Origin of the sequence: Vibrio sp. VPAP30, from assembly GCF_001188205.1 — a bacterium.
Lineage (GTDB): Bacteria > Pseudomonadota > Gammaproteobacteria > Enterobacterales > Vibrionaceae > Vibrio > Vibrio bivalvicida.
Genome location: NZ_LBLS01000018.1, coordinates 173063 through 185124 on the forward strand (window position 1 = coordinate 173063; position 12062 = coordinate 185124).

At 42.9% G+C, this 12062-nt stretch carries 11 protein-coding genes; 9 read left to right on the plus strand and 2 right to left on the minus strand.

From position 1 onward, the window contains the following. Window positions 1–26 precede the first annotated feature (26 nt). The 7 genes from pyrD (at window position 27) to rmf (ending at window position 8520) form a co-directional block, all read left to right on the plus strand. Window positions 27–1037, plus strand: coding sequence for a quinone-dependent dihydroorotate dehydrogenase (pyrD, locus tag ZX61_RS07490; protein ID WP_049844058.1), 1011 nt, complete (start codon window positions 27–29; stop codon window positions 1035–1037). Window positions 1038–1233: 196 nt separating this feature from the next. Then, window positions 1234–1779: a cell division protein ZapC gene (locus tag ZX61_RS07495; RefSeq protein ID WP_049844059.1), complete on the plus strand. Its 546-nt coding sequence runs from the start codon at window positions 1234–1236 to the stop codon at window positions 1777–1779. 477 nt (window positions 1780–2256) lie between these two features. Continuing rightward, complete coding sequence (rlmKL, locus tag ZX61_RS07500) at window positions 2257–4380, plus strand: bifunctional 23S rRNA (guanine(2069)-N(7))-methyltransferase RlmK/23S rRNA (guanine(2445)-N(2))-methyltransferase RlmL (RefSeq protein ID WP_049844060.1); 2124 nt, start codon at window positions 2257–2259, stop codon at window positions 4378–4380. A 10-nt stretch (window positions 4381–4390) separates the two neighbouring features. Beyond that, window positions 4391–4630 (plus strand): glutaredoxin family protein, encoded by a 240-nt coding sequence (locus ZX61_RS07505; RefSeq protein WP_074181739.1) that lies wholly within the window; start codon window positions 4391–4393, stop codon window positions 4628–4630. Beyond that, complete coding sequence (locus tag ZX61_RS07510; protein ID WP_049844062.1) at window positions 4611–6527, plus strand: ABC transporter ATP-binding protein; 1917 nt, start codon at window positions 4611–4613, stop codon at window positions 6525–6527. Before ZX61_RS07505 ends, ZX61_RS07510 begins: the two co-directional genes overlap by 20 nt. Window positions 6528–6533: 6 nt before the next feature. Next, window positions 6534–8141, plus strand: coding sequence for a DUF3466 family protein (locus ZX61_RS07515; protein WP_049844063.1), 1608 nt, complete (start codon window positions 6534–6536; stop codon window positions 8139–8141). Between the two features lie 205 nt (window positions 8142–8346). Beyond that, window positions 8347–8520 carry a ribosome modulation factor gene (gene rmf / locus ZX61_RS07520; protein WP_049844116.1) on the plus strand — a complete coding sequence of 58 codons (174 nt, stop codon included), beginning with the start codon at window positions 8347–8349 and terminating at the stop codon, window positions 8518–8520. Between the two features lie 134 nt (window positions 8521–8654). Here the strand turns inward: rmf and fabA are convergent, their stop codons facing one another. Both fabA and ZX61_RS07530 read right to left on the minus strand, forming a co-directional pair. After that, window positions 8655–9173 (minus strand): bifunctional 3-hydroxydecanoyl-ACP dehydratase/trans-2-decenoyl-ACP isomerase, encoded by a 519-nt coding sequence (gene fabA / locus ZX61_RS07525; protein WP_045956267.1) that lies wholly within the window; start codon window positions 9171–9173, stop codon window positions 8655–8657. 91 nt (window positions 9174–9264) lie between these two features. Next, entirely contained in the window at window positions 9265–10911 is a 1647-nt protein-coding gene (locus ZX61_RS07530) for an AAA family ATPase (RefSeq protein ID WP_049844064.1), read from the minus strand. Window positions 10912–11082: 171 nt separating this feature from the next. On the opposite strand from ZX61_RS07530, the gene matP reads away from it, so the two are divergent. Both matP and ZX61_RS07540 read left to right on the plus strand, forming a co-directional pair. After that, window positions 11083–11529: a macrodomain Ter protein MatP gene (matP, locus tag ZX61_RS07535; protein ID WP_049844065.1), complete on the plus strand. Its 447-nt coding sequence runs from the start codon at window positions 11083–11085 to the stop codon at window positions 11527–11529. 12 nt (window positions 11530–11541) lie between these two features. Beyond that, on the plus strand, window positions 11542–11853 hold the full coding sequence (locus tag ZX61_RS07540) for a DUF3634 family protein (RefSeq protein ID WP_049844066.1): 312 nt from the start codon (window positions 11542–11544) through the stop codon (window positions 11851–11853). Window positions 11854–12062: the final 209 nt, after the last annotated feature.

The following is a 12062-nucleotide window of genomic DNA, read 5'->3' on the forward strand; positions in this document are numbered from 1 at the left end:
CGGGGCTTTTTTCTTTCGGAGGCACAATGCTTTACCGTCTAGCCAGAACTGGCTTTTTCCAACTCGATGCCGAGAAGGCACACGATCTTGCAATTCAAAATTTCAAGCGCTTTACTGGCACTCCACTTGATCTCTTATACCGCCAACAACTGCCACACCGTCCAGTCGAATGTATGGGTATAACTTTTCGTAACCCAGTTGGCCTCGCGGCTGGTCTAGATAAAAACGGCGAGTGTATCGAAGCATTCGACGCTATGGGTTTTGGTTTTGTTGAAGTAGGGACAGTGACTCCTCGTCCACAAGCGGGTAATGATAAACCACGCCTGTTTCGTCTTGTTGAAGCGGAAGGCATAATCAACCGAATGGGCTTTAACAATTTAGGTGTTGATAATCTCGTAGAGAACGTTAAGAAAGCCAAGTACAACTGCGTTCTTGGAATTAACATCGGTAAGAACAAAGATACACCAATCGAAAAGGGTGCAGAAGACTACTTGATATGTATGGAGAAAGTATACCAATACGCAGGTTACATCGCGGTTAATATTTCTTCACCAAACACACCAGGGCTTCGATCACTTCAGTACGGCGAGGCGCTTGACGAGTTGCTTACTGAGTTAAAAGCGAAACAAGCGGAACTTGCGGAAAAACATAGTAAGTATGTTCCACTTGCATTAAAGATCGCGCCGGATCTTAGTGATGATGAGATCAAACAGATCTGCGACTCATTACTTAAAAACAAAATTGATGCGGTTATTGCTACCAATACAACTTTGGATCGCTCAATTGTAGAAGGGATGAAACATGCGAATGAGGCGGGTGGCCTTAGTGGTCGTCCTATTCAAAGCCGAAGTACAGAAGTGGTTCGATGCTTACATGAACAACTAAAAGATCAAATTCCGGTTATCGGAGTAGGTGGCGTGGATTCGTACGTTGCTGCAAAAGAAAAAATGATGGCTGGAGCTAAGTTGGTTCAGGTTTACTCTGGATTTATCTACCATGGCCCAACACTAGTACGTGATATCGTAACAAACATCTAAGCTTTGATTGATAAGAAATTGAAAAATCGTGACATTGTCACACGATAGATTTCTGATTAAAACTGATTGATTGCAAGAGGAAATGAGTTTTCATTTCCTCTTTTTTTTCGCCAACGAACTAATAAAATCCAAGTATTGCTAGGAAAGGTAATTAAGCGTTTTACCTAACTTCAAATCAAATTTCAGAGATGGAACGATGCTTAAACCCAGTGACAAATGGACTTGGTACTATGATGACTCAGAAGAGCACCTTATGCTCGATTTGGGTAATGACATGGTATTTAAGACCAACCTTCCTCGTAAGCTGATTGTCGACTGCGCTATTGGCATTAATGAATTCTCAGTAGATGATGCATCTGCTTACCAAACATATAAAGAACAAATTGCGTTACTTGGGCTTAGCGAGCCAAGACAGGCAGAGCTTTCTTTATATTGTGTAGCGGCCAAGCGTTTTCACAAACCCGTCCAACCAAAAAGCTGGTTTTTCGATTGTTTGTCTGACGGCCAAGTAGCTCCAGAAGAAGGTGATCTAATTTGCCTTAGTAACTCATTGAGTGAAGGTTATTTCATTGTTCTAGAAGTGGGTGAGAGTGCGAGTTTATGCGCGTCTGTTTGTTTAGACGGATTTGAGCTCAATAGTTCAAAATCACTCAGGTTTGGACAAGCAATCAAAGTCATGCATGACCGTCTGACCGTCGCCAATCATCTATTCCACGCTCAACCAATCGCACTGGTGAGCTAACACCTGTTATCGTTCCTTTGTTTCATTTCCCGCCAGCATTTCTGCTGGCTTTTTTTTACCCTGCCCGAAGCAAAATAGGGCAACTTTTGCTCTATTTATATCACTCTAACTTGTGAGACAAGTTCAATTTATCATCATATAGCACAATTAATTTCCACTTTTTTACCGCCGCTCAATCTTCAAAACTAACATTTATTCCTCTTTTGGCCTCAATTTGTAATTAAATTACTTAAGAATCACTTGTTGGTATAGACCAAAATTGAGATGAATAAGCATTCACTTCGCCTATGGCCATTGTTTTTACGTAAAATTAGCATTGGAGATTGAAGTGTTCTTGAAAACGAGTGACGAAGCATGAAAGTGTCGATATTTCATTCAATTGATGGAGAAATGTGGTGAATTACCTGATTGAGCTAACGATAACTAATGGAGTCAGGTATAATGCGGGGTCATTTTCTACAGAATTAAAACATCACTATGCATCAATATCTTGCGGTTACGTCCAACGGTTTGGAAAACTTGTTGGTTGAAGAGTTAACCAAGCTAGGGATAACCAATGCCAAACCTGTTCAGGCAGGGGTTCGCTTTAAAGCATCGAATGAGCAAATCTATCGTTGCTGCTTATGGAGTCGATTGGCGTCGCGTTTCGTCCGTGTGCTTTCAGAATTCACATGTAACGATGATATGGATCTCTACTTAGCAACTTCCTCAGTAAATTGGGTTAATCAGTTGCAAAGTTCAAAGAAGTTTGTTGTTGATTTCAACGGTACAAACCGTGAAATCCGCAATAGCCAGTACGGTGCGATGAAAGTTAAAGATGCAGTAGTGGATAGCTTCGAGAAAAAGAACCTACCGAGACCGTCGATCAGTAAAGATCAAGCTGATCTTCGCATCCATGTACGCTTACACCGTGATAAAGCGATATTGGGTGTTGATATGGTTGGCGGCGGCTTGCATCAACGTGGATACCGCCCTGAATCTGGTCGTGCGCCTTTACGTGAGACCTTAGCTGCGGCCATTATTCTACGAAGCGGATGGGATGCAGAGAAGTCACTACTTGACCCTATGTGTGGCTCTGGCACCTTACTGATTGAAGCGGCGATGATGGCGGCCAATATGGCACCTGGTGTTAATCGCACGCAATGGGGTTTTGAATCACTAGAAGATTTTGAACCTGAGCTTTGGGCTGAGATTAAATCTGAAGCTGCAGTTCAGGCTAGAAAGGGCGTCAAAAAAGTTGACACTAAGTTTTTCGGCTTTGATAACGACTCGCGCGTACTGAAAACAGCCAAAGATAACGCGCGCCGTGCTGGGGTTGAATCGTTAATTGAATTTAGCCTTGGTGATGCAGCGCAAGTTCAACGCCCTGAGGGTTTTGAGTCTGGTGTTATTGTCTCAAACCCGCCATACGGTGAGCGTTTAGGTACACACCCAGGGTTAATTGCACTTTATACTGCGTTTGGTGCCCAATTGAAATCTGAGTTCGGAGGCTGCCAAGCATCTATTTTCTCAAGTTCTGATGAGCTTTTGAGCTGTTTACGCATGCGAGCGGACAAACAGTTTAAGTTGAACAATGGTGCGTTACCGTGTCACCAGAAAAACTACTCAATTAGTGACCGTCCAGTGGAAAACAAAGGTGACAATGTCACTGAGTCACTGATTGCTCCAGACTTCTCGAATCGCTTAAAGAAAAATATTGCAAAAATTGGCAAATGGGCCCGTAAAGAACAGCTCGATTGCTACCGTATCTACGATGCAGACTTACCAGAATATAATGTTGCCATTGATATTTACCTCGATCACATAGTGATCCAAGAATACGCTGCACCTAAGAACATCCCTGAAGAGAAAGCTAAACGCCGTTTAACAGATATCATCCGTGCAACGATTCAGGTAACCGGTACAGAAGCGAATAAGGTAGTGCTTAAGGTCCGCGAGAAGCAAAAAGGTCGTTCTCAGTACCAAAAACTGTCTCAAGAGTCTGAGACGCTTACCCTTCATGAATATGGGGTGAAGTTAAAGGTTAATCTTCATGACTATCTTGATACAGGCTTATTTCTCGATCATAAGATAACTCGCCGTAAGTTGGGTGAAATGGCGCAGGGTAAAGATTTCCTAAACCTATTTGCTTATACAGGCTCGGGTACAGTCCATGCAGCCTGTGGCGGCGCTAAGTCAACAACGACGGTAGATATGTCGAACACTTACCTAGAGTGGGCAAAAGAGAATATGAAGCTCAATGGTCAAGTCGGTCGTCAGCATCGATTTGAACAAGCAGACTGTCTGCAATGGTTGGAGCAATCTACTGCTCAGTTCGATCTTATCTTCATTGATCCTCCTACATTCTCGAACTCCAAGCGCATGGAGCAGAGCTTTGATGTCCAGCGCGATCATATTCAATTGATGAAAAACTTGAAGCGATTGCTTCGTCAGGGTGGAACGATTGTATTCTCGAACAACAAGCGTCACTTTAAGATGGATATGGAAGGCTTAGATGAACTTGGCTTAACCGCGAAGAATATTTCACACCAAACATTGCCAATGGACTTTGCGCGCAATAAGCATATTCATAACTGCTGGATTTTGACTCACAAGGATTGATAGGTCACACGTGATCACTTTATACAGTACAGAAGGGTGCCATCTATGTGAGATGGCATTTGAACTAACAAAACAGCTCAATATCTCTCATCAAGTCAAAATTGTCGACATAGCATTTGATGATGAATTGTTTTCTCGTTACGGTGTCACCATTCCGGTGCTCAATTATCAAGGTAACGAGCTTAATTGGCCGTTTGATTTACAACAATTACAGCTTTGGTTAGACGAAAATGGCATTACTAACAATTAATAATGGATTACTGGCCTACGGTGATCACCCTCTATTAGATCATGCAGATTTTGCTCTACAAGAGAACGAACGTGTTTGTTTAGTTGGCAGAAATGGTGCTGGTAAGTCTACGCTAATGAAAATACTTGCCGGTGAAGTGCTACTCGATGATGGAAAACTAACCGTAACGCAAGATGTTGTGGTTTCGCGTTTAGAACAAGACCCACCACGTAACCAAGATGGCACTGTATTTGAATATGTTGCTGGTGGTCTGGCTGAGGTCGGGAAGCAGATTAAGATCTATCAAGATCAACTCGATCTGATTGCAGTTGATCCATCAGAGAAGAATATCAACAAGCTTGCGCGTATCCAAGAGCAGCTTGAGCATTCAGGTGCGTGGCGCTTTGAAGACCGAATTAAGAACGTATTAGCAGCGCTCAATTTAGATGGGCACACCAAGCTTACTGACCTTTCTGGTGGTTGGCAGCGTAAAGCAGCCCTAGCTAGGGCCCTTGTACGTGATCCAGATGTATTACTCCTTGATGAGCCAACCAACCACCTTGATGTAACGACTATCGAGTGGTTAGAGAACTTCCTTAAAGATTTCCGTGGTTCAATCATCTTTATTTCTCACGACCGTGCGTTTATCAAATCAATGGCAACCCGTATTGTCGATCTCGATCGCGGTAAACTGGCATCTTTCCCAGGTAATTATGACAACTACTTGGTTGAGAAAGAGGAGATGCTGCGTGTCGAAGAGATGCAAAACGCCGAATTTGATAAGAAGCTTGCTCAAGAAGAGGTTTGGATCCGTCAAGGTATCAAAGCGCGCCGTACTCGTAATGAAGGTCGTGTAAGAGCACTTAAAAAGCTGCGTGAAGAACGTAGTGACCGACGTGAAGTGCAGGGTAAAGCCAATATTCAAATCGATGATGCTTCGCGTTCGGGTAAGATTGTCTTTGAAGCGAAGAACGTTAATTATGATATTGAAGGTAAGTCCATTGTTAAAGACTTCTCGTTCAATATTATGCGCGGTGATCGCATTGCATTAATTGGTCCTAACGGTTGTGGTAAAAGTACACTGCTTAAGCTGTTGCTCGACGAGCTTCAACCTCAATCAGGAAAGCTTCATTGTGGTACAAAGCTCGAAGTCGCTTATTTTGACCAATACCGTGAGGTGCTAGACCCTGAAAAGTCAGTCATTGACAACCTAGCTGACGGTAAGCAGGAAGTGATGGTCGGTGGCCGTCAGCGTCATGCGTTGAGCTATTTACAAGATTTCTTATTTGCACCTAAACGTGCACGTACGCCGGTTAAAGCCTTGTCTGGCGGCGAAAAAAACCGTCTTCTATTGGCAAGAATATTCTTAAGATCAAATAATTTGTTGGTGCTAGATGAACCAACCAACGATCTTGATATCGAAACTTTGGAACTTTTAGAAGATTTGCTTGCCAACTATCAGGGTACGCTTTTACTTGTCAGCCACGATCGTCAGTTTGTCGACAATACAGTGACAACCAGTTGGATCTTTGAAGGTGAGGGCGTTATAGAGGAATTTGTTGGAGGTTACCACGATGCACAGCAGCAGCGTGCTCAAACGCACAAAGCACGCGCGAGTGAAAAACCAACAAAAAGCGTTAAACAGCTTGAGGAAACTCCCAAAACGGCTGCAGTAAAGAGCAAGGCTAAGAAGTTATCCTATAAACTGCAGCGAGAGTTAGAAGCATTGCCAGCCAAACTTGAAGAGTTAGAAGCGGAAATTGAAAGCTTGCAAGAACAAGTCAACAACGCAGATTTCTTTTCAAAACCCGTAGAGCAAACGCAACCAGTATTAGATAAGCTTACTGCAACGGAGCAGGAGCTTGAAATTGCCTTCGAACGCTGGGAAGAGCTCGAAGCAATGCAACAGGAAAGTTAATAACTAATGAGTAGTAACATTTTTAGAATTTCAGCAGTAGCGGCAACAATCGCTGCCTCATTCGGTGCCAATGCGGCTCTGTACAATGTGTATTTAGAAGCCCCTGAGGGCACCAGCACAACCATTCAGACTTATGGTGTGGCTATTTCACCTGAGACTACAGTGTGCTGGAGTAATGCTTGTGACGATTCTACCTCTAAGATGGCCACAGAGGTTAAGCGTTATCGAGAGGGGTTTAGCTATCGAGATGAGGCTCCATTTTTCCTACCTTTCGGTTGGAATTATTTAGATGATAACTACGATGGCTTTAAGAACTACTGCAAAGACTATTTAAGATACGCAGAGACGCTATGTGAAAACTGGGCAAGTGCTCAGTACACAAATGGATACGCCAAAGAACAAGGTGGTGATTATACTGGTTCTATAGCATACCTTGATGGAACACAGCTGTCTTTTAGCGAGAACACTGTAGTTAACTCGATAGATTCATCAGGTAAGCCAATTGGTAATGTGCGTGATGGCAGTACATATCGCAATGTTGGTTATGTTGATGCAACTAAAACCCCTGTAACAGGTAGTCAGTTTTTGGCTTCACATCATTGGGTAAGAAAAACTCTAACGGCAGGAGCTTTTACTACAGGTAGTATTACTCGCAACAACATTGATACTGGTAATGCAAACACATTTACTTCCAAACCAGCTATCTGGAAAAATAGTGATCCTGCAGACGAGATTAGCTGGGTCGGTGGGTCTGAAAACGGTGATTCTAAAGCGCAGGGAAGTGCTAGAGATATAATTGAAGACAGTGGGACACCAACTACACTATACGCCGTTGGATACACTTCTGATGGTGATGTTAGACTTAAAGCTGCTGTATTCAAGTCGGAAGACAGCGGTGATTCGTGGAAGGATTTCAATAACGGTAGCAAGCTTGTATCAGGCTTCCCTTATGATAGCTCTGAATACGCCAATCAAACGTTGAAAGCAGTCAACAACAACAAAATTGCGATTGGTACGGCGAAGCTAAATCAAGCGTTAAACGGTGCATACGCCAATATGCTGTTTTATGTTGATAATCTAGATGTACCATCATACAAAGCATTCAGTGGTAATATTTTCTTTACCGGTGCGAATGGTTTAGCGGGCAATATCAACAACCATAACGATGTGGTGGGTACGATAGATTATGAGCAGCACTCAGAAACCAACGGTAAACCACGTGCTCAAAGAGCCTTTATTGCTAACCTAGGCACAGTAACGGGTTCTGCGCCAATTGGCGGTCAAGCACGTTATTTAGATGATCTGACTTATGGCTCGGGGGCTACCACAAGTAATAACCAATATCGCATTATTCAAGCGGCAGACATTAATGATGCAGGTGTAATTGCGGCAACAGCTTACTACTGCGCTGGTGGTTTTGAGAGTGATGCGATTGATGCGATATGTGCCGCAGGCGCATCATTGGCGGGTGTTAAGCTAGTACCAATAGCAGGTAAAACAGCTAGCGACATTTCACCACGCCCAGTGACTCAAACAACAGTTGAGCGCCAGGGTGGTACTTTAGGATTCTTGGTATTGACTGTATTAGGTCTGCTAGGGTTCCGTAGGAAATAGGTCAAATTGTAAACAAGGGCACAGGTTCACAGTTTTGGATCTGTGCTTTTTTTATATCTTGAATTTGACGTTCTTTTGATCGAATCTTAATGGTGAAGCCACAAAAGCTTCATATTAATCGGTTATCTGGATCTGACAAAGATCAGCATTTAATCGGTTAATAAAGTAGTACGTTAAGAAACATTTTATGTATGAGGACGACACTATGAAGAGACAAAAGCGTGACCGCTTAGAGCGAGCTCAATCTCAAGGGTATAAAGCAGGCCTTAATGGCCGCTCTATGGAGGCATGTCCATACCAGCAGATGGATGTTCGATCTTATTGGCTTGGTGGTTGGCGCGATGCCAGAGAAGATAAACACTCTGGTCTCTACAAATAACACTCATTCCACATACAACAAAGGAATTTAGCCCCGAAAGGGGCTTTTAAATTGCCATTTAACGCACTATAACTAAATGTATCGAGTATAAAAAAGCGACTCGAATGAGTCGCTTTTTTAAAAAAACAATATGCTTAGAAAGCAGAAGTGTCTTGGAACAAGCCAACCTTAAGGTCTTTTGCTACGTAAATCTCTTTTCCGTCAACCAGAACGCGACCATCAGCAAGACCCATAACAAGTTTGCGGTTTACAACGCGCTTCATGTGGATCTCGTACGTAACTTTTTTAGCTGTAGGTAGGATCTGACCGGTGAATTTTACTTCACCAACACCAAGAGCACGACCTTTACCTTTGCCGCCAACCCAGCCAAGGAAGAAACCAACAAGCTGCCACATAGCATCAAGGCCAAGACAACCAGGCATCACTGGGTCACCAGGGAAGTGGCAGTCAAAAAACCATAGATCTGGAGTAATATCTAGCTCAGCTAGAATCAGACCCTTACCGTAATCACCTTCAGTCTCAGACATCTTGGTGACGCGATCCATCATTAGCATATTTGGCGCAGGTAGTTGAGGGTAACCAGGACCAAATAGTTCGCCTTGGCTAGACGCTAGAAGATCTTCACGGTTATAAGAATCACGTTTGTTTTGCATTATCAATTACTCCGATTTTTGATAGCAGCATGTTAGTGAACACGTGTACGCTAAACAACTCCGATCAGTAAGTTTATGAGCGAAATTTTGTTCAAACGAACCAGTTTTTGATGCGCTCCACAATTCCTTGCGGGTGCTCGTGTCTTTCAAAGTTTTCAATACGTTGCGCTATTTTACTAATAACGCTTTCTTCATCTTCACCACGGAAAGGCTTACCCATAATAAGAGGAATTGCCTCGTCCACAGTCGATACAGACCAGATATGAAATTCATTCTTTTTGATGCTGTCGACCACGTCTTTATTTAGTGATAGGTGTTTAAGGTTTGACTTAGGAAGAATGACACCTTGATCTCCCGTTAAACCTTGGTGATTACAGACGTGATAAAAGCCTTCGATTTTTTCATTAAGGCCACCAACGGCTTGCACACGACCAAATTGATCGACGGCACCAGTCACGGCAATTTGTTGATTGATAGGGTACTCAGATAGTGCCGAGACGAACGAGCAAAGCTCTGCTAACGTTGCACTGTCACCATCAACCTCGCTGTAAGACTGCTCAAACACTACTGAAGCAGAGTAAGGAAGTGGCTCGTCTAGTTGTAGGGCGCTACTCACGAAAGCTTGCATGATCATCATGCCTTTAGCATGGAGGTTTCCGCCAAGTTCAGCTTTACGCTCTACATCTGAGATATCTCCGTCACCAAAGTGGATGACACACGAGATACGTGCGGGTTCCCCATAAGACATAGGGTGACCAGGCACATCAATCACTGTCAGGCCGTTCACTTGGCCTATGCATTCACCTTGAGTTTCGATGATCACCTGACCATCGGTAATGTCCGCAAGGGCTCGCTCGGGAAGGTAAGCTTCGCGTTGGTACTTGGCTTCTAAAGCCTGTTCAAGATCTTGTTCGTCAAGTACTTTGTTATTTGATGTCAGTAATGCTTCCTGAAACAAAGAAAGATACCAAAGCACTTCGATTGGCATGTAATTCTGGTCTTCAGTGTAACGGGCTCCAGCATTCATCAAACGATGTAGTGCACCAAATGAAAGAGTGGGCAGTTTATACTTATTGACTATCCAAGATAGGAAACCGAGATATTGCTCAATGGTGTTGGTGCTTAAAGAGAACTCATCTTCGACTTCAGTAAACATTGCCAAACCGGTATACAATTCTGGTTCGAGATACTCAAAGTCAGCTATTTGGTGGCGATCGCCAACCAGAATGATTTTAATGTCATATGTGCTTGCTGGTGGATTAGTAGCAATTTTATGCGGATTGGCATTAATAGGGCTGACTTCTTGTCCTAATAAGACGGACTTAAGCGTTTGCCAACTTGCTGGGTTAGCGAGCAATAAAGTGGCCGGGATAACAAGATAACCGCCGTTAGTTTGTTCAATAAGGCCTTTACTTGAAGTGACAATGTCACCTGAGTCGCTACAGGTATATGAACCCAGTAGTGTCGCGATGTTTAAAGACTCTGTCGTTGATACTGGTTTTTGACCAATGAACTTTTTCAGTCCATCTTTAATCAGGTTACGATAAAACGCGTTGTCTGCAGAATTAATCACAAGTAAGCGGCTAAAGCCCTGAATGGCACTTAACGTTTCCAATGATTGTTTAAGTCGAGGTTGAATATTGAAGAAGTCGACTTGTTCTAGCTCATTGAATCGTTGGATCTGGGTGTCATATTGCGAATATTGTGGCGTGACAGCGTGCCAGCTTTCTTGGTTCATTAAATCAGTTCGTATACTTAAAATGGATGAAAATTATATAGAAAAACCCCATCAGGAGATATAGATAATTTTATCTGATGATCTTGATCGCTTTTCGATTACAATGGGGATTGTAACTTTTATCACTTAGGGTTACGCTGTCACCTAGGACGTTAACGGAATGGCTTTGCAATGAAATATCAACAGCTTGAAAACTTAGAGTGTGGTTGGAAGTGGAATTATTTGATCAACAAGTGGAAGGCTGGTGAAGCCATCACTTGTCATATCGATACTAGTGAGGCAGACACCGCGGTCAATGAGCTTCGTCAGCTAGAACACCAACCAACAAAAGTTCTAGAGTGGATTGAGCAGCACATGTCACCAGAACTTGATAATAAACTCAAGCAGGCCATTCGTGCTAAGCGTAAACGCCATTTTAATGCAGAGCAAATCCATACCAAGAAGAAATCTATCGATTTGGATTATCGCGTTTGGGAAAAGCTGTCACACAGAGCCAATGAGTTAGGTTGTACTTTGTCTGATGCGATAGAATATTTACTGTCAGAAGCCTCTCGTAGCGAAAAGGCGAGTAAAGCGGTAAGTAGCTTAAAGGAAGATTTAACCAAGTTACTCGATTAACAAGGAGTGCCTATGCTTTATGTAATTCTAATTGCGTCAATCGTTATCTTTTGGTTAGTTGCTGTAGACCGACCGATTTTAAAGGTTAAGTTTTCTGACGGTAAAATCACGCAGGAAAAAGGGCATTTCCCTCCGAGTTTTAAGCACAATGTGGTTGAAATTGCAGAGCGCACTCCATTTAGCGGCGAGCTAAAGGTTTATCAGCAACGAACAGGCACTAAGCTAGTCATGTCGAAGCAAGTACCGAAAAAGGTACAGCAGCGCATACGAAATGTTTTTCCGCATCAAGGGTTTCGTAGCAAAGGCAAAAAGCACGCAGGTTGATGCCGATTCTTTTTCTTTCGAAGTAAATTTCCTCAATTTTGTTACCTCTAAACTCAATAAGGCTGTATATCCCACACCTTGAAGCTGGAGGTAACCCGTTAAATTCTCAATTGCTTATCTTGCAACCCACCAGTGTCAATAATCAAGATAAGAATCAAACACAAATCTTTCAAGACAGATGTAATCGAACTATCGAGATGAACCATCAG